Consider the following 20,369-nt stretch of genomic DNA (forward strand, 5'->3'; position numbering starts at 1 on the left):
CACGTTCCTACAGACGCTTAGGCTGAATTATCGGCCATAACGATCAAAAAGTTTGATATCTGCCCCGCGCCCGCATTGAACGTTTTCATTTCGAGCCGAACGGATAGGGCTGTTTCCAGCGTTCGAAGACCGGTTTCAGCTGACCGCTTTTTACCAGCAATTCCATACGCTGGTCGAACAGCACCATCAACTGCCGTGCCCGAGGGGTATCGGCGAAGCACAGGTACAGCGGTAAATCCGCGATGTGCGTGCGGCGGAACTGCGACGGATCCTTGGCTCGGCTGACGATAGAGTTAACCTCGTCCAGCGCGTCAATGTAGTAGTCGACGTGGTTGTGGATCAGCATCGGCAGAATCCCGGTACGCCGCGCGACTTCGTTATAGCGCTGCACGTTGGGCAGGTAAGCCTGGTACTTGTAGCCGCGTACCCAGGCCAAACGGTAATTGCCAAGATTTTCCGGGGTCGGCGCCGGATTGGTGGCCAGGCCCAGTGCATAGATCGGATCGGTATCGAAACTCCAGCGCGGATAGAGCACGTCACTGACTTCATCCCGATAGGCACCGACACACGCGTCCACTTCGCCACGCTGTGCCAGGCCCGTGGCGCGTGTATACGGTTCGATTCGAATATCCAGTTTGACGCCCGCAGGCTCGAACACTTCGCGCAACACGTCCCAGCCCAAACCACGACCATCGGCGGCGGTAAAGTCTTCCCACGCTTCGCTGGCCAGGTGAATCACGGACGGCGTCGTCGGTGCATCCCCCGCCTGGGCGAACGAGCAAAACGTCGCGAAAACCATCACCATCAACCAGCGGGCCATCTTTCGTCCTCGACTGTAGCCTTCAGGCGAAAAGCCAGACCAGCCCTTGCATCGCCAACCACGCGAACACCCCCGCCAGCACGTCGTCGAGCATGATCCCGACGCCACCGTGCACATGCCGGTCGATCCAGCGAATCGGCCACGGCTTGAGGATGTCGAAGAAGCGGAACATCAGGAACCCCGCCAACAACCAATACCAACCTTGCGGCACCAGCCACAGGGTGATCCACATCCCGACCATTTCGTCCCAGACGATGCCTTCATGGTCGTGCACGCGCAAATCGTCGGCGACCTTGCCGCACAGCCAGAAGCCGAACAGCATGGTGATGCCGAGCATCAGCCAGTAGCCCCAGTCGGGCAGCATCTGCCACAGCGGAATGAAGGGTAACGCCACCAACGAACCCCAGGTGCCCGGCGCTTTTGGCAGAGTGCCCGAGCCGAAGCCGAACGCCAGGAAATGCCACGGATTGCGCCAGACCGACGGTGGTACGAACTCCGACGGAACCTGTTTGGGATGATCTGTCACGGTGTCTCCCGAAAATGTTGGTAACCCCGGATTGGCGGGGTGATGTCGTGTCCGTCGGCGTCCAGCAGAATCACGCCCTGCCCTGCAACCACCTGCCCGAGCACATGGATCGGCCAGCCGTCCGCCAGTAACGATGGCAACTCGGCAGGCGGTAAGGTGAAGGCCAGCACGTAATCATCACCACCACTCAGGGCAGCCTGCTCAGCGCCGGATTGACCAAGGAAAGCCAGCAGCGCCTTCGACAACGGCAGCCTGCTGCGCTCTACCCGAATCCCGACTTTCGACGCCAGGGCAATATGCCCGCAGTCGGCGAGCAGGCCGTCGGAGATGTCCAGCGCGGCGGTGGCCTTGCCACGCAAGGCCTGGCCCAACGCCAGTTGCGGTTGCGGCGACCAGTAGTGGGCCAGCAATGGATCGGCGATGGCCGCTTCGGCAGTCCGCTGGCCGAGCACCAGCGGCAATGCGCCCGCGCCGTTACCCAGTTCACCGCCCACACAGAGTAAATCGCCCGGCCGTGCGCCGCTGCGGGTCAGCGGCAGACCGGTCGGCACCCGGCCGAACACGGTCATGGTCAGGCTCAACGGCCCGCGAGTGGTATCGCCGCCCACCAGTGCCACACGGCAATTCTGCGCCATGAGGTTCAAACCACGAGCGAACGCTTCCAGCCAATCGGAAGTCCCGGTCGGCAAGGTCAAGGCAAGGGTAAAGGCAACGGGGGTGGCGCCCATGGCGGCCAGGTCACTGACGGCCACGGCCAGCGAGCGCTGGCCGAGCAGAAACGGATCGCAGGGGTCGGCGAAATGCACACCGGCCACCAGCGTATCGGTAGAAATCGCCAACTGCTCCCCGGGAGGAACAGCCAGCAAGGCGCAGTCGTCGCCGATCCCGAGGGCAACGCCTTCACCGCCCTGCGCGCAAGGCGCGGCGGCGAAGAAGTTGCGGATCAGCTCAAACTCACCCATGGCAATGGCAATTCAAGCGCCGATCAGCGCTTGAACGCCTTCACTTCGGCTTCACGCAGACGCGGGGCCAGCTTGTCGAGCACACCGTTGACGAACTTGTGGCCGTCGGTGGAACCGAAGACCTTGGCCAGTTCGATACCTTCGTTGATCACCACGCGGTACGGCACGTCGACACGCTTGAGCAGTTCCCAGGTGGACAGGCGCAGAACCGCCAGTTCAACCGGGTCCAGCTCTTCGATGGTCAAGTCCAGGCAAGGCTTGAGCGCGGTGTCGATCTCGGTCTTGAACTGCGGAACCCCGTGCAGGATTTCGCGGAAGTACGCGCCATCGACATCGGTAAAATCGTTATCGACCCGGAACTGCGCTTCGATCTCGTTCAGCGACTGCTTGGCCATGTGCCATTGGTACAGCGCCTGGGTCGCGAGCTGACGGGCCTCGCGACGCTTTGCGCTTTTCGATGGCTTGCCGGCATCCGCAGGCTTTGGATCGCGCGGGTTGAAACGATCGCTATCGTCGCTAATCACTTGGCCTCCAACTGCGCCAGCAGGCTGACCATTTCCAGAGCGGACAGGGCAGCTTCAGCACCTTTGTTACCGGCCTTGGTGCCGGAACGTTCGATGGCTTGTTCGATGGAATCAACGGTCAGTACGCCGAAAGCGACCGGTACGCCGAACTCCATGGACACCTGGGCCAGGCCCTTGGTGCACTCGCCAGCCACGTATTCGAAGTGCGGAGTGCCGCCACGAATGACCGCGCCCAGGGCGATGATTGCCGCGAACTCGCCCTTCTGAGCGACTTTCTGCGCAACCAGCGGGATTTCGAAGGCGCCAGGCGCACGGATGATGGTGATGTCGCTTTCGCTCACGCCATGGCGAACCAGGGCATCAACTGCACCGCTGACCAGGCTTTCAACCACGAAGCTGTTGAAACGGCCCACTACCAGAGCGTAGCGGCCTTTAGGGGCGATGAAGGTACCTTCGATGGTCTTCAGGGTCATTCGTTAGATCTCTTAAAGAGCCGGGACGCGTTTTCTACGCATCCCTCAGTGATGTGTTAGCCGCGAATCAAGGACTGGAAACAACCGGTCATTATTCGGAGGGCACGTATTCTACAACTTCCAGATCGAAACCGGATATCGCATTAAATTTCATCGGCGCACTCATCAGGCGCATTTTGCGCACGCCCAGGTCCCGAAGGATCTGCGAGCCGGCACCGACGATGCTGTAGGTGGTCGGTTTTTTCACTGCGCTGTGGTCGGCGGTTTCGCGGATATGCGCCAGCAACACGTCGCCATCGAGCGGGTGACCGAGCAACAGCACCACACCGCTGCCAGCCTCGGCAACCGCGGCCATGGCGGCGCGCAGGCTCCAGCGGCCCGGTTGCTTGACCATCAGCAGGTCACGCAGCGGGTCCATGTTGTGCACCCGAACCAGGGTCGGTTCTTCGGCGCACACGTTGCCCAGGGTCAGGGCCATGTGCACGTCGCCTTCCACCGAATCACGATAGGTCACCAGGTTGAACTGGCCCAGTTCGCTGTCCAATGGCTGCTCGGCAATCCGCTGAACGGTACGTTCGTGGATCATCCGGTAGTGGATCAGGTCGGCAATGGTGCCGATCTTGATGTTGTGCTCGGCGGCAAACGCTTCGAGTTCGGCGCGACGGGACATGGTGCCGTCGTCATTCATCACTTCGCAGATCACACCGCTCGGTTCAAAACCGGCCATGCGCGCCAGGTCGCAGGCCGCTTCGGTATGGCCGGCGCGGGCCAGGGTGCCGCCGGCCTGGGCCATCAGCGGGAAGATGTGGCCAGGGCTGACGATGTCTTCAGCCTTGGCGTCTTTGGCGGCAGCGGCTTGTACGGTACGCGCACGGTCGGCCGCGGAGATACCGGTGGTCACGCCTTCGGCGGCTTCGATGGACACGGTGAACTTGGTGCCGAAGCCGGAACCGTTGCGTGGCGCCATCAATGGCAGCTTGAGCAGTTCGCAGCGCTCGCGGCTCATTGGCATGCAGATCAGGCCACGGGCGTGCTTGGCCATGAAGTTGATGTGCTCAGCCTTGCAGCACTCGGCGGCCATGATCAGGTCGCCTTCGTTCTCGCGGTCTTCGTCATCCATGAGGATGACCATCTTGCCTTGGCGGATGTCTTCAACCAGTTCTTCGATGCTATTGAGCGCCACAAGGCACCCCCTTGAGTCAGGATTTGAGGTAGCCGTTTTGGGCCAGAAAGCTTTCAGTAATAGTGCCGCCAGACTTCTGCGAAGAGCCAGGCTCAGCAGCTTTGTCACCCAGCAGCAGGCGCTCCAGATAACGGGCCAGCAGATCGACCTCCAGGTTCACCCGGCGACCTGGCTTGTAAGAAGCCATGATGGTTTCACTCAGGGTGTGCGGAATGATCGTCAGCAGGAATTCGGCACCATCGACCGCGTTCACCGTCAGGCTGGTGCCGTCGACGGTAATCGAACCTTTATGGGCGATGTACTTGGCCAGTTCTTTCGGCGCACGGATGCGAAATTCCACGGCGCGGGCATTGTCGGTGCGCGAGACCACTTCGCCGACACCATCGACGTGACCGCTGACCAAGTGCCCACCGAGGCGGGTGGTCGGGGTCAGGGCTTTTTCCAGATTCACTGGGCTGCCGCTCTTGAGGTCATTCATGGCGGTGCAGTCGAGGGTTTCGCGACTGACGTCCGCCGCAAAGCCATTGCCCGGCAGTTCAACCGCCGTCAGGCACACGCCGTTGACGGCAATGCTGTCGCCCAGTTTGACGTCGCTCAGGTCGAGCTTGCCGGTTTCTACGTAAACCCGCACATCTCCGCCTTTTGGGGTCAATGCACGAATACTGCCGATGGATTCGATGATGCCGGTAAACATGGAGTCCTCCTCGAGAACAGGGCCTTCTGGGCTGCAGCCGGGAATTATACGCTGACCGTTGGGACAGGTATGGCAATGACTCGCCAGTCATCGCCAACCGCGCGGATTTCGGTAATTTTGAGCTCGGGCGCATCTTTCATCTGCGCCAGCGGCCAGTCCAGTAACGGGCGCGCCGTGGAGCCGAGAAACTTGCCGGCAATGAAAATCTGGAACTCGTCCACCAACCCTTGCTGAGCAAACGCCCCGGCCAGACGCGGACCGGCTTCGACCAGCACCTCGTTGACGTCACGGGCAGCCAGTTCAACCAGCAACTTGCGCAGGTCGACCTGGCCATCGTCGCCCGCCACGATCAGGCACTCCGGACCGTTGGCGTATTGCTCTTCGATCGCCATGCACGTCGCAACCAACGCCGGACCAGCCTTGAAAAACGGCGCGTCCAGCGGCACCCGCAGGCGACCGTCGATCAGCACGCGCAGTGGCGGACGGCTCATGGCCAAGGCGGTTTGTTCGGGATCGAGGCCCAATTCATCGGCACGCACGGTCAAACGGGCATTGTCCGCCAGCACCGTGTCGGCGCCGGTCAGCACCACGCTGGCCTGCGCGCGCAGCCGTTGTACCGCCGAGCGCGCCGCCGGGCCGGTAATCCATTGGCTCTCGCCGCTTTCCATCGCTGTGCGACCGTCGAGGCTCATGGCCAACTTGACCCGCACGAACGGCAAGCCGTGTTCCATGCGCTTGAGGAAGCCTTCATTGAGCTTGCGCGCCTCACCTTCCAGCACGCCGCTTTCGGTGGCGATTCCCGCCTGGGCCAGACGTTGCAGACCGCGACCGGCAACTTCCGGGTTCGGGTCCTGCATCGCCGCAACGACGCGCGCCACACCGGCATTCACCAGCGCATCGGCGCAGGGCGGTGTACGTCCGTGGTGGCTGCACGGTTCCAGGGTCACGTAAGCCGTGGCGCCTCGCGCCTTGTCACCGGCGGCACGCAAGGCGTGGACTTCGGCATGGGGCTCGCCGGCGCGCACATGCCAGCCTTCGCCGACAATCTGCCCGTCACGCACCACCACGCAGCCAACCCGCGGGTTGGGGTGCGTCGTGTAATGACCTTTGCGCGCCAGTTCCAGGGCACGGGCCATGTAATGGGCGTCGAGGATGGCTTGTTCCGGGGAGGTGGTCATTCTTTCACCGGTTCACGGGCGAGGCGATCGATCTCTTCGCGGAACTCGTTGAGGTCCTGGAAGCGTCGGTACACCGAAGCGAAGCGGATATAGGCGACTTCATCAAGCTTTTTCAGCTCGGCCATCACCAGTTCGCCGACCACGAGGGATTTGACCTCGCGCTCGCCAGTGGCGCGCAGCTTGTGTTTGATGTGCACCAGCGACGATTCCAGGCGCTCGACACTCACCGGGCGCTTCTCCAGCGCTCGCTGCATGCCGGCACGAAGTTTTTCTTCGTCGAACGGCTGGCGACTGCCGTCGGTTTTGATCAGGCGCGGCAACACCAGTTCAGCGGTTTCGAACGTCGTGAAGCGTTCGCCGCAGGCCAGGCATTCACGCCGGCGGCGCACCTGTTCGCCCTCGGCGACCAGACGCGAGTCGATGACCTTGGTGTCGTTGGCACCGCAGAAGGGACAGTGCATGGTGGCAGGCAACAAAAAATGGGAGGGCCATGGTAGCGCATCCCCGTGGCAAGACAAGCCATAGGGTTTGCGGTATACAGACGGGCTATAATGTTTTCACCTTGCTGGAGCCGCCAATGTCGTTACGACCGCTCGTTTTGCTCAGTCTTTTCAGCCTGCTGGTGGCCTGTGGCAGCGATGCACCCAAGCCCCAGCCACCAACACCAGGCCCAGCGCCGCAACAGGCGCAGAAGAAAGCCAAGGCGTCTGCCGAGCTCGGCCCGCTGCCGGCTTACCAACGTGAAATCAGTGGCACCCTGATGGGCGTGCCGGCCGACGCCGAAGTCGAACTGGCGCTGCTGGTGATCGACGAAAAGGATCGCCCGCAACAATTGCTCGCCAATGCCAACCTGATCGGCACCAATCAGGTGTTGCCGTTTCGCCTGCGTTTCAACCCTGAATCCTTCCCGGTTGGCGCTCGCGTTGAACTGCGCGGCCGCGCCAGCCAGTCCGGGCAGTTGATTCTGCATCTGCCGGCGCAACTCATCACCCAGCCGACGACCCAGGCCCTGGGTCAGTTGCAATTCGTCAAAGCGCCATGATTGCACCGCTCGACCTGCAACAGGCGTTGGGTGAACTGCTCGGTGACGCACAGCTTGTAGCCTGTGAATTGCCGGGCACCGAGCTGAAACTCTGGCTGATCGACGGCGACAACATGGATCGCGCCTTCAGCCCCGAAGAAACCCGGCGGATTCTCCACGAGCCGCCGTACTGGAGTTTCTGCTGGGCCAGTGGGCTGGCCGTGGCCCGCTATCTCGCCGAACACCCGCACTGGGTCGTAGGCAAACGGGTGCTGGATTTCGGCGCCGGTTCCGGCGTGGCTGCGATTGCGGCCGTGAAGGCCGGGGCGCTGGAAGTGGTGGCCTGTGACCTGGACCCGCTGGCGATTGCCGCGTGTCGGGCGAACGCCGAACTCAATGATGTGCAGCTGCGCTACTCGACGGATTTTTTCGCCGAAGCGGATCGATTTGATCTGGTTCTGGTGGCCGACGTGTTGTACGACCGGGAGAATCTGCCGCTACTCGACGAGTTTCTCAGCCGTGGCCGGGAAGCGTTGGTGGCGGATTCACGGGTGCGGGATTTTCGCCATCCGCTGTATCAGCGCATCGAGATGCTGCAGGCGATGACCTTGCCGGACCTGGCCGAACCCGAAGAGTTTCGGCATGTGAGCCTTTACCACGCGCGGCGCGGTTAGCAAAAAGCTTCGCGGGCAAGCCTCGCTCCTACAGGGTTGGGTGGCGATTTCGAAATCAGCGCGGACCTGTAGGAGCGAGGCTTGCCCGCGAAGACGTCCTGCCTGGCAGCACATCACTCAATGATCACCCCGCTTTCAGCCGCCCCCCACCAAGCCTTATAGTGGCCTCATCCACGCTTTTACGAGATCCCCCATGAGTCAGGAAACGCCGTACATCTTCGACGCCACGACTGCCGATTTCGACCAGTCGGTGATCGAGAACTCTTTCCACAAACCGGTACTGGTGGATTTCTGGGCCGAATGGTGTGCGCCGTGCAAGGCCTTGATGCCGATGCTGCAAACCATCGCCGAGAGCTATCAGGGTGAGTTGCTGCTGGCCAAGGTCAACTGCGACATCGAGCAGGACATTGTTGCGCGTTTCGGCATTCGCAGCCTGCCGACCGTGGTGCTGTTCAAGGACGGTCAGCCGGTGGACGGTTTTGCCGGTGCGCAACCGGAATCCGCAGTGCGCACGATGCTCGAACCTCATGTGCAAATGCCGCCTCCAGCCGCCGCCGACCCGTTTGAACAGGCTCAGGCGCTGTTCGATGAAGGCCGTTTCGCCGACGCCGAAGCCACACTCAAAGTCTTGCTGACTGAAGACAACACCAATGCCAAGGCACTGATCCTCTACGCCCGCTGCCTTACCGAGCGCAGCGAGCTGAGTGAAGCGCAAACCGTACTCGACGCGGTCAAGACCGACGAACACAAGGCCGCGCTGGCCGGCGCCAAGGCGCAGATCCAGTTTCTCGGTCAGGCCAGGGATTTGCCGGATGCGGCAGACCTGAAAGCACGCCTGGCGAAAAACCCGCAGGACGATGAGGCGGTCTATCAACTGGCGATCCAGCAACTGGCCCGTCAGCAATACGACGCGGCGCTGGATGCGTTGCTGAAACTGTTCATCCGCAATCGCAGCTACAACGAAGGCTTGCCACACAAGACCTTGCTGCAAGTGTTCGAACTGCTGGGCAACGATCACCCGTTGGTGACCACGTACCGTCGCAAGCTGTTTGCCGCGCTCTATTAAGCTCTTTTTTGCGGCTTACTCGATCCAGCTGTAGAGCGGTGTATCCCCGCCGCTCACCACTTTGACATCTGCGCAGTGGCGCAAGCGCACCAACAAGCGCTTGCCCGCCGCTGCGCTGCCGGTCAGCCCTTCCAGTTGCTCCAGCAAATCCGGCCCACTCAATTGCCTGGCCTTGCGCAGCAATTCTTTGGCAATCTGCCATAGCGCATCATCCTGATTCACCGGTTTGACCGGTGTTGCACTCGCCTCGGGTTTGGCAGCCTGCAACTGCGCACCGAGCTGCGCCCAGTCGCCCTCATCCAGTTCAAGGGTCAAATCCACCGGCCAGTCGCCGATGCTTCCGCGTATTCGCAACATAAGTCTGCTCCAGCACATACCTGACTCGCATGCTCCCATGGGTCTTGCACAACGCCAAGCAGACGGTCAAACTCTCGGCACTTTCGTTATAAGATTACATAACAAATTTTTCATTTTACTTTTCGGAGACCCGTCATGCGCCGTCTGCTGCTCGCTTTGCCGTTTGCCTTGTTACCGCTGGCTGTCGCCCACGCGGCTGTCGAGCAAGATCACGACCATGAGCACGGCAGCCTCGGTGCCCACGAACACGGCGTCGGTCGCTTGAATGCGGCGCTGGACGGCCAGACCCTGGAGCTGGAGCTGGAAAGCCCGGCAATGAACCTGGTGGGGTTCGAGCACGCCGCCACCACCGATGCCGACAAGGCCAAAGTCGCCGCCGTCCGTGCTCAACTGGAAAAACCACTGACACTGTTCAACCTGCCGAAAGCCGCCGGTTGCGTGGTCGCGACCCAGGAGCTGGAAAGCCCGTTGTTCGGTGACAAACCGGATGCCGACGATGAGCATGAAGAAGCCAAGGATGGTCACGAGCATCAACATGACCACAGCGAAATCCACGCCCGTTACCAATTCAGCTGCTCGGCCCCGGGCGCGCTGAAGACCCTGGACCTGGCGACTGTCTTCAACACGTTCCCGGCTACCCAGAAGATTCAGGTACAACTGATCAGCCCGAGCGGACAGCAAGGGGTTGAAGTGACGGCCAAAACCGCCGCCCTGAAATTCTGATCCGACACCGCTCCCACAGGGTTCACCATCAACCTGACCGGTTTCACATGACCCAAGCACTCATCGAACTGTCCGACCTGGGCTTCAGCTGGCCCGGTCACCCGCCGCTGCTGGACATCCCGGCGTTTCGCCTGGAGCCTGGTGAAACCCTGTTCCTCAAAGGCCCCAGCGGCAGCGGCAAGACCACGCTGCTCGGCTTGCTCGGCGGTGTGCAAAAGCCTGATCGCGGCAGCATCCGGCTGCTCGGCCAGGAATTGACCGAACTGTCTGCCGGGGCTCGCGACCACTTCCGTGTCGATCACACCGGCTACATCTTCCAGCAATTCAACTTGCTGCCGTTTCTGTCGGTGCGGGAGAACGTCGAATTGCCCTGTCACTTCTCGAAACTGCGCGCCGAGCGGGCGAAACAGCGCCACGGCAGCGTCGATCAGGCCGCCGCCACCCTGCTCGCCCATCTGGGCCTGAAGGACGAAAACATTCTGGGCCGCCGCGCCGATTCACTGTCCATCGGCCAGCAGCAGCGGGTCGCTGCCGCGCGTGCACTGATCGGTCAGCCGGAACTGGTGATCGCCGACGAACCGACCTCGGCACTGGATTACGACGCTCGCGAAAACTTCATTCGCCTGTTGTTCGCCGAATGCCGCGAAGCCGGCTCGAGCCTGTTGTTCGTCAGCCACGATCAGAGCCTCGCGCCGCTGTTCGATCGCCACCTGTCGCTGGCCGATCTCAATCGCGCCGCCACCCCGTCCGAGGTTTGAGATGTATTTGTTTCGTCTAGCCATGGCCAGCCTCGCTAACCGTCGCTTCACCGCGATCCTCACCGCGTTCGCCATCGCCCTGTCGGTCTGCCTGCTGCTGGCGGTGGAGCGGGTGCGCACCGAGGCCAAGGCCAGTTTCGCCAGCACCATCAGCGGCACCGATCTGATCGTCGGCGCGCGTTCCGGCTCGGTGAACCTGCTGCTGTATTCGGTATTCCGCATCGGCAACGCCACCAACAACATCCGCTGGGACAGCTTCGAGCAGTTCGCCAACAACCCGAAAGTGAAGTGGGCGATCCCGATGTCCCTCGGCGATTCCCATCGTGGTTATCGGGTGATGGGCACCACTGAGGCGTACTTCGAGCATTACCAGTATGGCCATCAACAGCATCTGGAACTGGCCGACGGCCGTGCCTTCGCCAGCGATCCATTCGAAGTGGTGCTCGGCGCCGAAGTGGCCGACGCGCTGCACTACAAACTCGGCGACAAACTGGTGCTGGCCCATGGCGTGGCGGCGATCAGCCTGGTCAAGCATGACGACAAACCGTTCACCGTGGTCGGCATTCTCAAACGCACCGGCACCCCGGTGGACCGCACGCTGCACATCAGCCTCGGCGGCATGGAAGCGATCCACATCGACTGGCACAACGGTGTACCGGCGCGGGGTAACGGTCGGGTCAGTGCCGATCAGGCGCGTAACATGGACCTGACGCCGCAAGCGATCACCGCGTTCATGCTCGGCCTTAACAACAAGATTTCGACCTTCGCGCTGCAACGTGAAATCAACGAATTCCGTGGCGAACCGATGCTGGCGATCCTGCCAGGTGTGGCGTTGCAGGAACTGTGGAGTTTGATGAGCACGGCGGAAAAAGCCTTGTTCGTCGTCTCGCTGTTCGTGGTGCTGACCGGGTTGATCGGCATGCTCACGGCGATTCTCACCAGCCTCAACGAGCGGCGCCGGGAGATGGCGATTCTGCGTTCAGTGGGCGCGCGGCCTTGGCATATCGCGACTTTACTGGTGCTGGAAGCGTTTGCCCTGGCGCTGTCGGGAGTGATTGCCGGCGTGGCGCTGCTGTATGTCGGCATCGCCGTGGCGCAGGGTTACGTGCAGTCGAATTACGGTTTGTACCTGCCACTGGCCTGGCCAAGCGAATATGAATGGACGCTGCTCGGTGGCATCCTGATCGCCGCGCTGCTGATGGGCAGCGTGCCGGCCTGGCGCGCTTATCGCCAATCCTTGGCCGATGGCCTGTCGATCCGCCTGTGAGGACGTTGAACATGCCCCGCGCTCTGCTTGCGCTGTTGATGCTGGTCGCTTTGCCGCTGTGGGCGGCCGAGCCGAAAGACCTGACCTGGTCGGAAATGATCCCGCCGGATGCCCCGCCGGAAGTGCCGAACATGACGCCGCTGCACGACCTGTCGAAGATGAGCGATGCGTTGTCCGCGGAGTCGGCCCCGGCCGCCAAACAGGACATGCCGAACGCGCCGGTGGTGAAAAGTCTCGATGGCCAGAACATTCGCTTGCCGGGGTACATCGTGCCGCTGGAGGTCAGTGAAGAAGGCCGCACCACGGAGTTTCTGCTGGTGCCGTATTTCGGCGCCTGCATCCACGTACCGCCTCCGCCGTCGAACCAGATCGTGCACGTCAAAAGCGAAGTCGGCGTGAAGCTCGATGAGCTGTATCAGCCGTACTGGGTCGAAGGTGCGTTGCAGGTCAAGGCGTCCACCAGCGAATTGGCGGATGCCGGGTATCAGATGGAGGCGCAGAAGATTTATGTGTATGAACTGCCGGAGTGAACACCGGTAGTTCGGTGTTGAATGAAAGGACGCCTTCGCGGGCAAGCCTCGCTCCTACAAGGCAATGTTGAACCTGTAGGAGCGAGGCTTGCCCGCGAAGAGGCCCTCGAAGGTTCCGCAAAAATCTGGGCCATCACTGTTTCGTTGAGCTGAGTCAAAAGACCGTATCAGTTGGATCCCTACCATTGGACATCAAGCATTTTTAACGTCCTTTGGAGCCCCCATGCACAAGTCCCTGCTCAGCGCTTCGCTGCTTGCCCTCGCGCTCGCAGCCCCGCTCACCCATGCCCATGAGGCTGGCAATATCATCGTTCGGGCCGGTGCGATCACCGTCAATCCGACAGCCGACAGCTCCAGCGTCAAGGTCGATCAAGGCCCGCTGAAGGGCGCCGACCTGGGTGGCAAGGCCACCATGAGCAGCGACACGCAACTGGGCCTGAACTTCGCCTACATGATCACCAACCACCTGGGGATCGAACTGCTCGCGGCCTCGCCGTTCGAGCATGACGTGAAGCTCAAAGGCACCGCGCTAGGCGCCGCCAACGGCAAACTCGGCACCCTGAAACACCTGCCGCCGACCCTGAGCCTGGTCTACTATCCGATGGATGCCAAGTCCGCATTCCAGCCGTATGTCGGCGGCGGGATCAACTACACCTGGATCTACGACGAGCACGTCAGCAGCGAAGCCAGCGCCAATGGCTTCAGCAACTTCAACGCGAAAAACTCCTGGGGCCTGGCCTGGGAAGTCGGTGCCGACTACATGCTCACCGATAAGGTGATGATCAACGCCCAGGTGCGCTACATCGACATCGACACCCGTGCCACCGTGGAAAACAACGCCGTGGCTCCGGGCACCCGCGCACGGGTGAACGTGGACGTCGATCCGTTCATCTACATGGTCGGTCTGGGTTACAAGTTCTAAGCAACATGTGATCAGCTTTTGTGGCGAGGGAGCTTGCTCCCGCTGGGCTGCGAAGCAGCCCCAAGATTGATGGCGACTGCTGCGCAGTCGAACGGGAGCAAGCTCCCTCGCCACGGAACTGCATCGGTCATATTCGACACACAAAAAAGGCGCTTCAAGGCGCCTTTTTCACAACTGTGTAAAACCTCAGCGCCCCAACAACCGCGCCAGGCCAACGCTCATCGGCGTCTGCTCCGGGTAGGTGAACCGCTCCAGCAAACGCCGGTTATTCGCTCGTGAATGGCGGATGTCACCGGAACGCGCCGGGCCATAGCTAACGGGCGGCAGCTTGCCCACTACGGCTTCAAGGGCTTCAAGCATTTGCTTGAGGGTCGTCGCCTGATTCCAGCCGACATTCACCGCGCCGACCTCGACCTGCGGTTTCTCGATGGCTTGCACCAGCACGTCCACCAGATCCTCGACGTAGACAAAATCCCGAGTCTGCTCGCCATCACCGAACACGGTGATCGGCAGGCCTTTCTGCGCGCGCTCGCTGAAAATGCTGATCACCCCGGAGTACGGCGAGGACGGATCCTGGCGCGGGCCGAAGATGTTGAAGAAGCGGAAAATCACCGGTTCCAGACCGTGCTGGCGGCGATAGAAATCGAAGTAATGCTCGCTCGCCAACTTGTCCACCGCATACGGCGTCAACGGTGCCTTGGGCGTGTCTTCGTCGATCGACTCGCCCTCGCCATTGTTGCCGTAGACCGCTGCGCTGGACGCGTACAACACGCGTTTGACACCGGCCTGACGCATGGCCTCGCAGACGTTCAGCGAGCCGATGAAGTTGCTCTGGTGAGTTTTCACCGGGTCATCCACCGAAGCCTGCACCGAAGCCACCGCGGCCAGATGCGCCACCGCGCTGCAACCGAGCATCGCCTGCGCCACCAGGGCGGCATCAGCGACATCGCCTTCGATCAGTTCAACGAGGGGATTGTCCATCGGCAGGTTGCTGCGCTTGCCGGTGGACAAGTCATCGAGAATTCGCACCGAATGCCCTTTGGCAAGCAAGGCGTCGGTCAGGTGCGAACCGATGAAACCGGCGCCGCCGGTGATTAAAACAGGGCCGTCAGCCATGGCGATAAAACCTATCCAGTAAGCCCGGGAGTGCCGCGCGCCAGGCGCGGGGCTTGATCCCGAAAGTGTGCAGAATTTTCTTGCAGGCCAGCACCGCGTGTTGCGGTTCTTCGGCAGCGTCGGGCCGCGCGGCGTGAGCCTGGGCGGTCGGCGCTTCGATGGCCAGCGGATGCAGGGCGCGCGCTTCAGTGAGAATCGCCTGCCCCAGTGCCAGCGGTGTGGTCGCCTCATGCCCGGCGTAGTGGTAGGTGCCCCACAGCGGCGCAGCACAATCGAGTTGCTTGAGCACCGAAATGATCACTCGGGCAGCGTCGTCCACCGGCGTCGGATTACCGCGACGATCATCCGCCAACAGCAGTTCTTCCGCTTTCTCGGCCCGGGCGAGGAATCGCCCGAGGGTGCCCTCGGGGCTGTCATCGAGCAGCCAGCCGAAACGCAGCAACACATGCTGTGGACAAGTGGCGCGCACGCTTTGCTCGATGCGCCACAAAGCTTGACCGCGCAGGCCCAACGGTACCGGTTCGTCTTTTTCGCTGTAGGCGGTCGCCCGGGAGCCATCGAACACGCGATAACTCGACGGTTGCACCAGCACGATGTTGTGATGCTGGCACAATTCGGCCAGACGCTCGATGGCGCGCTCCTGCCCGGCCAGACGCTGTTCGCTGACGGTCTCCGCCTGGAACCAGTCGAAATAGTAGGCGAGATTGATCAACGCATCCGGACGGGTATCGTCGAGCAGTTGCGTCAGGCTCGCGGCGTCCCAGCCGTCTTGTGGTGGGCGGGGGGCGAGGAAACCGATGTCTTCCTCCGCACCGAGGCGAATCAGCGCCTGCCCAAGGGCATTTCCGCCGCCCAGTAACATAAGGCGCATTCGCATAGAGTCAGCAGGCCCAGTCTGATTGGAACGATGGCTTTATCGACAGCGCCCGCAGGCGATGTCCTCAATAATTGCCGGAATCGTTGCATTTTGCGGGTTTAGTGCGCAACCGTCACCCGTAAAGTGTAGTTCCCGGAGATTTGTGGTGCCGCTACTGGCCTCAGGAGCAACACAGAGCCTGAGCGGTACTTGCAACTTCCCGTCCCCACCCGCATAAATTGGTTCATGAACCTGCCCATCCCCGCAGACAGCGCGCTGAACGGTTTCCACCCCGCCGTCAGCGCCTGGTTCAGCAACACCTTCGCGACGGCTACCGCCGCCCAGGCCCGGGCGTGGCCGTTGATCCGCCAGCGCCGTTCAACGCTGATTGCCGCGCCCACCGGCTCCGGCAAAACCCTCACCGCGTTTCTGGCCGTGCTCGACGATCTGGTCCATCGCGGCCTGGAAAACCCGGATGGCCTGCCGGACGAAACCCTGGTGGTCTACGTTTCGCCGCTCAAGGCCCTGTCCAACGACATCCGGATCAACCTGCAAAACCCGCTGGCCGGCATCACCGAGCAGTTACGCCTGATGGGCCTGCCCGACGTGCCGATCAGCACTGCCGTGCGCACCGGCGATACGCCGCAAAAAGACCGCTCGGCCATGCGCAAAACCGCGCCGCACATTCTGGTGACCACTCCGGAATCCCTATACGTGCTGCTCGGCTCCGACTCCGGCCGGAAAATGCTCGGCACCACGCAAACGGTGATCGTCGACGAAATCCACGCCATCGCCGCCAGCAAACGCGGCAGTCACCTGGCCCTGAGCCTGGAGCGCCTGCAAGCGCTTTGCCCGCAACCGTTGGTGCGGATCGGCCTGTCCGCCACGCAAAAACCCATCGAGGCGGTATCGCGTTTTTTGGTTGGCGGTGATCGCGACTGCGAAATCATCGACATCGGCCATGCCCGCCCACGGGATCTCGATATCGAAGTGCCGCCCGTGCCGTTGTCAGCGGTGATGGCCAACGACGTGTGGGAGCTGGTCTATGACCGCCTCGCCGCCCTCGCCCGCGAACACCGGACCACGCTGATTTTCGTCAACACCCGGCGCCTGGCCGAACGCCTGAGCCGACACTTGAGCGAACGCCTCGGCAAAGACGCGGTAGCCGCCCACCATGGCAGCCTGGCCAAGGAATTTCGCCTGGACGCCGAGCAACGGCTCAAGCGCGGCGAGCTGCAAGTGCTGATCGCCACCGCCTCGCTGGAACTGGGGATTGATATCGGCGACGTCGACCTGGTGTGCCAGATCGCTTCGCCACGCTCGATTGCCGGTTTTCTGCAACGGGTCGGCCGCTCCGGGCACCAGGTCGGCGGCACACCCAAGGGCCGATTGTTCGCCACCACCCGCGACGACCTGATCGAATGCGCCGCTTTGCTCGATTGCGTGCGCCGTGGCGAACTCGACACCTTGTTGATCACCGAAGCGCCGCTGGACGTGCTGGCCCAGCAGATCATCGCCGAGGTCAGTTGCCAGGAATGGCACGAGCAGGCGTTGCTGGAGATGCTGCGTAAAGCCTCGCCTTACGCCAAGCTCGACGAAAAGCATTATCAGGCGCTGCTGCACATGCTCGCCGAGGGCTACAACGGTCGCCAGGGCATGCGTAGCGCGTACCTGCACCGGGACGCCGTAAGCCGCACCTTGCGCGGTCGTCGGGGCGCCAAGCTGACCGCCGTGACCAGCGGCGGGACGATTCCCGACAACGCCGACTACAGCGTGTTGCTGGAGCCTCAGGGGCTGAACATCGGCAGCGTCAACGAAGACTTCGCGGTGGAAAGCATCGCCGGGGATATCTTTCAGCTGGGCAATACGTCGTATCGAATCCTGCGGGTCGAAACCGGCAAGGTCCGGGTCGAAGATGCTCAGGGCCAGCCGCCGACCATTCCGTTCTGGCTCGGTGAAGCACCCGGTCGCAGCAATGAACTGTCGTTCGCCGTGGCCCGCCTGCAAGCGCAACTCGATGAACTGCTCGCCGCCACACCCGGCGATCTGCAACCGGCCCTCGACTGGCTGACCGACACCCTCGGCCTGAACCTCGCCAGCGCCGAGCAACTGGTCGACTACCTGGCCCGGGCCCGCCTGACCCTCGGCGCCTTGCCGTCCCAGGACACACTGGTGATGGAGCGTTTTTTCGACGAGTCAGGCGGTACGCAACTGATCATCCACTCACCGTTCGGCAGCCGCATCAACCGCGCCTGGGGCCTGGCCCTGCGCAAGCGTTTCTGCCGCACCTTCAACTTCGAATTGCAGGCCGCCGCCAGCGAGGACGCCATCGTGTTGTCGCTGTCCACCAGCCACAGCTTCGAGCTGGACGACGTCTGGCGCTACCTGCACAGCAACAGCGCCGAACATATCCTGACTCAAGCGGTGCTCGAAGCCCCGCTGTTCGGCGTACGCTGGCGCTGGAATGCCGGGGTCGCCCTCGCGCTGCCACGCTACAGCGGCGGCCGCAAAGTGCCGCCGCAGATCCAGCGGATGAAAAGCGAAGACCTGATCGCCAGCGTGTTTCCCGATCAGATCGCCTGCGTGGAAAACCTCGCCGGCGAGCGCGAGATTCCCGACCATCCGCTGGTGGAACAAACCCTCGACGATTGCCTGCACGAGGCCATGGACAGCGAAGGCTGGCTGGCGTTGTTGCGGCGCATGGAACAGGGCGATATACGCCTGATCAGCCGCGACCTGCCGGCGCCTTCGCCACTGGCGGCGGAAATCCTCAGTGCCCGCCCCTACACCTTCCTCGACGACGCGCCGCTGGAAGAACGCCGTACTCAGGCGGTACTCAACCGTCGCTGGAGCGATCCGCAGTCCACCGACGACCTCGGTGCGCTGGACGCCGACGCGATTGCCGCGGTGCGCGACGAAGCCTGGCCAACGCCAACCGGCCTCGATGAAATGCATGAGGCCTTGATGAGCCTGGCGTGCATCACCGACGCCGAGGCCCGGGCCAACCCCAATTGGCTCGAATGGCTGAACACCCTGGCCAACAGTGGCCGCGCCAGCCGTTTGCAGATCAACGCCAAGCAATCGCTGTGGCTGCCACTGGAGCGACTGACCTGCCTGCGGGCGATTTATCCACAGGCCACGTTGTTTCCGTCGTTGGAGGCGTTGCCCGGTTTCAATGAAATCTGGGAGCCGGACGAAGCGGTGCTGGAAGTGGTCCGTGCGCGACTCAGTGCGTTTGGTCCATTGCCGCTGAAAGCGATTGCCGAACCGCTGGGATTACCGGCGCTTCAAGTCACTCAGGCCCTGGCCCAACTGGAACGTGAAGGTTACGTGCTGCGAGGGCAATTCAGCCCGGGCGCCCGCGAAGAGGAATGGTGCGAACGGCATCTGCTGGCGCGGATTCATCGCTACACGGTCAAACGGCTGCGACGGGAAATCGAGCCAGTGGCGTTGCAGGATTTCATGCGCTTCCTGTTCGACTGGCAGCATCTTTCCAGCATGAGCCGAGGCCAGGGCAGCGCAGTGTTGCCGGCGATCATCAGCCAGTTCGAAGGCTACCCCGCCGCCGCTTCGGCATGGGACAGCGACATTCTGCCGGCGCGGCTCAAAGACTATTCGGCGAGCTGGCTGGATGAGTTATGCCGCAGCGGCAAACTGGTCTGGACCCGCCTGACCGCGCGCAACAAGAGCACCGGCACGGCATTGCGCAGCACGCCGATTCTGCTGCTGCCGCGTAATCAGGTCGGGTTGTGGAGCAGCTTGACCGAGCAGACGCCGGTCAACGAGTTGTCGCCCAAAACACAAAAGGTCCATGCAGCACTCAGCCAGCACGGCGCGCTGTTTTTTGATGAGCTGATGCACGAGGCCCATCTGCTGCGCTCGGAACTGGAAATCGCCTTGCAGGAACTGGTCGGTGCCGGACTGGTCAACGCCGACAGTTTCGCCGGGTTGCGGGCGCTGATCACCCCGGCCAGCAAACGCCAGAATCGCAGCAGCCGACGCGGGCGTGGAGCGTTTGTCGGCGGGATGGACGACGCCGGGCGTTGGGCGTTGCTGCGCCGCAGTGCGGTCGCGCCGGTTGTGGATAAGCCGGTTGTGGATAAACAACGCCCGACGTCCACACCCACAGAAACCCTGGAACACATCGCCATGACCTTGCTGCGCCGGTACGGCGTGGTGTTCTGGCGCTTGCTGGAGCGCGAGGCGGACTGGTTGCCGAGTTGGCGGGAATTGCTGCGCACGTTCCATCGGCTGGAGGCCCGGGGCGAGATTCGTGGCGGGCGGTTTGTCAGTGGCCTGGCCGGCGAACAGTTTGCCCTGCCCGAGGCGATCCCGTTGTTGCGTGAAGTCAGGCGGCGCCCCCATGACGGTAGCTTGATCGCGGTGTGCGGGGTCGATCCGCTGAACCTCGCCGGCACCCTGCTGCCGGGCGCGAAAGTGCCGGCGCTGGCGAGCAATCGGCTGGTTTATCGCGACGGCTTGCCGGCCGCCGCTGAAATCGCCGGGAAGCAGCAGTTCTGGCTGGAGCTGGATCAGCAATCGACTACAGAAGTACGCAATACACTGATCCGCCACTCCCCCCTGTAGGATTCAACCTCCTGTGGCGAGGGAGCTTGCTCCCGCTGGGGTGCGAAGCGCCCCCAAAACCTGTAAACCAATTTCTCCCGGATGCACCGCGCTGTATGGCTTTGCGACTGCTCCGCAGCCGAACGGGAGCAA

At 62.2% G+C, this 20,369-nt stretch carries 21 protein-coding genes; 9 read left to right on the forward strand and 12 right to left on the reverse strand.

Annotated elements, in window-relative coordinates; all coding sequences use genetic code 11:
- Window positions 1-85: 85 nt before the first annotated feature.
- From LOY28_RS26275 to nrdR, 9 genes are all read right to left on the reverse strand, one after another.
- Complete coding sequence (locus LOY28_RS26275; protein WP_064620650.1) at window positions 86-820, reverse strand: transporter substrate-binding domain-containing protein; 735 nt, start codon at window positions 818-820, stop codon at window positions 86-88.
- A gap of 22 nt (window positions 821-842) precedes the next feature.
- Window positions 843-1,346: a phosphatidylglycerophosphatase A gene (locus LOY28_RS26280; protein WP_018925692.1), complete on the reverse strand. Its 504-nt coding sequence runs from the start codon at window positions 1,344-1,346 to the stop codon at window positions 843-845.
- Window positions 1,343-2,308, reverse strand: coding sequence for a thiamine-phosphate kinase (gene thiL / locus LOY28_RS26285; protein WP_258612732.1), 966 nt, complete (start codon window positions 2,306-2,308; stop codon window positions 1,343-1,345). Before thiL ends, LOY28_RS26280 begins: the two co-directional genes overlap by 4 nt.
- A gap of 23 nt (window positions 2,309-2,331) precedes the next feature.
- Complete coding sequence (gene nusB / locus LOY28_RS26290) at window positions 2,332-2,832, reverse strand: transcription antitermination factor NusB (RefSeq protein WP_007933632.1); 501 nt, start codon at window positions 2,830-2,832, stop codon at window positions 2,332-2,334.
- A complete protein-coding gene (gene ribE / locus LOY28_RS26295) occupies window positions 2,829-3,305 on the reverse strand; it encodes a 6,7-dimethyl-8-ribityllumazine synthase (RefSeq protein WP_003228649.1) in 477 nt (158 codons plus the stop codon). Before ribE ends, nusB begins: the two co-directional genes overlap by 4 nt.
- A 91-nt stretch (window positions 3,306-3,396) precedes the next feature.
- A complete protein-coding gene (gene ribBA / locus LOY28_RS26300) occupies window positions 3,397-4,488 on the reverse strand; it encodes a bifunctional 3,4-dihydroxy-2-butanone-4-phosphate synthase/GTP cyclohydrolase II (RefSeq protein ID WP_018925690.1) in 1,092 nt (363 codons plus the stop codon).
- Between the two features lie 16 nt (window positions 4,489-4,504).
- Entirely contained in the window at window positions 4,505-5,182 is a 678-nt protein-coding gene (locus LOY28_RS26305; RefSeq protein WP_064620656.1) for a riboflavin synthase, read from the reverse strand.
- Between the two features lie 44 nt (window positions 5,183-5,226).
- A complete protein-coding gene (ribD, locus tag LOY28_RS26310) occupies window positions 5,227-6,360 on the reverse strand; it encodes a bifunctional diaminohydroxyphosphoribosylaminopyrimidine deaminase/5-amino-6-(5-phosphoribosylamino)uracil reductase RibD (protein WP_018925688.1) in 1,134 nt (377 codons plus the stop codon).
- On the reverse strand, window positions 6,357-6,821 hold the full coding sequence (gene nrdR / locus LOY28_RS26315) for a transcriptional regulator NrdR (RefSeq protein ID WP_007906838.1): 465 nt from the start codon (window positions 6,819-6,821) through the stop codon (window positions 6,357-6,359). The genes ribD and nrdR overlap by 4 nt, the downstream gene beginning before the upstream one ends.
- Before the next feature lie 116 nt (window positions 6,822-6,937).
- Between nrdR and LOY28_RS26320 the strand changes: the two genes are divergently transcribed.
- The 3 genes from LOY28_RS26320 (at window position 6,938) to trxA (ending at window position 9,121) form a co-directional block, all read left to right on the forward strand.
- Window positions 6,938-7,402 carry a YbaY family lipoprotein gene (locus LOY28_RS26320; RefSeq protein WP_258612733.1) on the forward strand — a complete coding sequence of 155 codons (465 nt, stop codon included), beginning with the start codon at window positions 6,938-6,940 and terminating at the stop codon, window positions 7,400-7,402.
- Entirely contained in the window at window positions 7,399-8,055 is a 657-nt protein-coding gene (locus LOY28_RS26325) for a methyltransferase (protein ID WP_018925686.1), read from the forward strand. Before LOY28_RS26320 ends, LOY28_RS26325 begins: the two co-directional genes overlap by 4 nt.
- A 193-nt stretch (window positions 8,056-8,248) precedes the next feature.
- The gene (gene trxA / locus LOY28_RS26330) at window positions 8,249-9,121 is read left to right on the forward strand and encodes a thioredoxin (RefSeq protein WP_018925685.1); all 873 of its coding nucleotides are present in this window, start codon (window positions 8,249-8,251) and stop codon (window positions 9,119-9,121) included.
- 15 nt (window positions 9,122-9,136) lie between these two features.
- On the opposite strand, the gene LOY28_RS26335 is transcribed toward trxA, so the two are convergent.
- A complete protein-coding gene (locus LOY28_RS26335; protein WP_018925684.1) occupies window positions 9,137-9,478 on the reverse strand; it encodes a hypothetical protein in 342 nt (113 codons plus the stop codon).
- A 135-nt stretch (window positions 9,479-9,613) separates the two neighbouring features.
- Here LOY28_RS26335 and LOY28_RS26340 point away from each other — a divergent pair, with 135 nt between their 5' ends.
- The 5 genes from LOY28_RS26340 to LOY28_RS26360 all read left to right on the forward strand — a co-directional run bounded on the left by LOY28_RS26340 (window position 9,614) and on the right by LOY28_RS26360 (window position 13,678).
- On the forward strand, window positions 9,614-10,201 hold the full coding sequence (locus LOY28_RS26340) for a DUF2796 domain-containing protein (RefSeq protein WP_018925683.1): 588 nt from the start codon (window positions 9,614-9,616) through the stop codon (window positions 10,199-10,201).
- A gap of 47 nt (window positions 10,202-10,248) precedes the next feature.
- Entirely contained in the window at window positions 10,249-10,959 is a 711-nt protein-coding gene (locus LOY28_RS26345; RefSeq protein WP_019650853.1) for an ABC transporter ATP-binding protein, read from the forward strand.
- 1 nt (window position 10,960) lies between these two features.
- Entirely contained in the window at window positions 10,961-12,226 is a 1,266-nt protein-coding gene (locus tag LOY28_RS26350; RefSeq protein WP_007933653.1) for an ABC transporter permease, read from the forward strand.
- Between the two features lie 11 nt (window positions 12,227-12,237).
- Complete coding sequence (locus LOY28_RS26355) at window positions 12,238-12,756, forward strand: DUF3299 domain-containing protein (protein WP_018925681.1); 519 nt, start codon at window positions 12,238-12,240, stop codon at window positions 12,754-12,756.
- A 223-nt stretch (window positions 12,757-12,979) separates the two neighbouring features.
- A complete protein-coding gene (locus LOY28_RS26360) occupies window positions 12,980-13,678 on the forward strand; it encodes an OmpW family protein (protein WP_064620668.1) in 699 nt (232 codons plus the stop codon).
- Window positions 13,679-13,864: 186 nt separating this feature from the next.
- On the opposite strand, the gene LOY28_RS26365 is transcribed toward LOY28_RS26360, so the two are convergent.
- Window positions 13,865-14,794, reverse strand: coding sequence for an NAD-dependent epimerase/dehydratase family protein (locus LOY28_RS26365; protein ID WP_019650850.1), 930 nt, complete (start codon window positions 14,792-14,794; stop codon window positions 13,865-13,867).
- Window positions 14,787-15,671: a sugar nucleotide-binding protein gene (locus LOY28_RS26370; protein ID WP_032833719.1), complete on the reverse strand. Its 885-nt coding sequence runs from the start codon at window positions 15,669-15,671 to the stop codon at window positions 14,787-14,789. Before LOY28_RS26370 ends, LOY28_RS26365 begins: the two co-directional genes overlap by 8 nt.
- Window positions 15,672-15,896: 225 nt before the next feature.
- Between LOY28_RS26370 and LOY28_RS26375 the strand changes: the two genes are divergently transcribed.
- Window positions 15,897-20,237 carry a DEAD/DEAH box helicase gene (locus tag LOY28_RS26375; protein WP_258612734.1) on the forward strand — a complete coding sequence of 1,447 codons (4,341 nt, stop codon included), beginning with the start codon at window positions 15,897-15,899 and terminating at the stop codon, window positions 20,235-20,237.
- The last annotated feature ends 132 nt before the right edge of the window (window positions 20,238-20,369 follow it).

It is taken from the genome of Pseudomonas sp. B21-017, from assembly GCF_024749245.1.
GTDB lineage: Bacteria > Pseudomonadota > Gammaproteobacteria > Pseudomonadales > Pseudomonadaceae > Aquipseudomonas.

Excerpts from the sequence above, each read along its gene's own strand:
- LOY28_RS26345 (WP_019650853.1), top strand. The coding sequence starts at position 10,249 with ATGACCCAAGCACTCATCGAACTGTCCGACCTGGGCTTCAGCTGGCCC.
- LOY28_RS26360 (WP_064620668.1), top strand. The coding sequence starts at position 12,980 with ATGCACAAGTCCCTGCTCAGCGCTTCGCTGCTTGCCCTCGCGCTCGCA.
- trxA (WP_018925685.1), top strand. The coding sequence starts at position 8,249 with ATGAGTCAGGAAACGCCGTACATCTTCGACGCCACGACTGCCGATTTC.
- nrdR (WP_007906838.1), bottom strand. The coding sequence starts at position 6,821 with ATGCACTGTCCCTTCTGCGGTGCCAACGACACCAAGGTCATCGACTCG.
- LOY28_RS26370 (WP_032833719.1), bottom strand. The coding sequence starts at position 15,671 with ATGCGAATGCGCCTTATGTTACTGGGCGGCGGAAATGCCCTTGGGCAG.
- LOY28_RS26305 (WP_064620656.1), bottom strand. The coding sequence starts at position 5,182 with ATGTTTACCGGCATCATCGAATCCATCGGCAGTATTCGTGCATTGACC.
- LOY28_RS26320 (WP_258612733.1), top strand. The coding sequence starts at position 6,938 with ATGTCGTTACGACCGCTCGTTTTGCTCAGTCTTTTCAGCCTGCTGGTG.
- LOY28_RS26355 (WP_018925681.1), top strand. The coding sequence starts at position 12,238 with ATGCCCCGCGCTCTGCTTGCGCTGTTGATGCTGGTCGCTTTGCCGCTG.
- thiL (WP_258612732.1), bottom strand. The coding sequence starts at position 2,308 with ATGGGTGAGTTTGAGCTGATCCGCAACTTCTTCGCCGCCGCGCCTTGC.
- LOY28_RS26350 (WP_007933653.1), top strand. The coding sequence starts at position 10,961 with ATGTATTTGTTTCGTCTAGCCATGGCCAGCCTCGCTAACCGTCGCTTC.
- ribD (WP_018925688.1), bottom strand. The coding sequence starts at position 6,360 with ATGACCACCTCCCCGGAACAAGCCATCCTCGACGCCCATTACATGGCC.
- LOY28_RS26365 (WP_019650850.1), bottom strand. The coding sequence starts at position 14,794 with ATGGCTGACGGCCCTGTTTTAATCACCGGCGGCGCCGGTTTCATCGGT.
- LOY28_RS26340 (WP_018925683.1), top strand. The coding sequence starts at position 9,614 with ATGCGCCGTCTGCTGCTCGCTTTGCCGTTTGCCTTGTTACCGCTGGCT.
- LOY28_RS26335 (WP_018925684.1), bottom strand. The coding sequence starts at position 9,478 with ATGTTGCGAATACGCGGAAGCATCGGCGACTGGCCGGTGGATTTGACC.
- LOY28_RS26325 (WP_018925686.1), top strand. The coding sequence starts at position 7,399 with ATGATTGCACCGCTCGACCTGCAACAGGCGTTGGGTGAACTGCTCGGT.
- ribE (WP_003228649.1), bottom strand. The coding sequence starts at position 3,305 with ATGACCCTGAAGACCATCGAAGGTACCTTCATCGCCCCTAAAGGCCGC.
- LOY28_RS26375 (WP_258612734.1), top strand. The coding sequence starts at position 15,897 with ATGAACCTGCCCATCCCCGCAGACAGCGCGCTGAACGGTTTCCACCCC.
- LOY28_RS26275 (WP_064620650.1), bottom strand. The coding sequence starts at position 820 with ATGGCCCGCTGGTTGATGGTGATGGTTTTCGCGACGTTTTGCTCGTTC.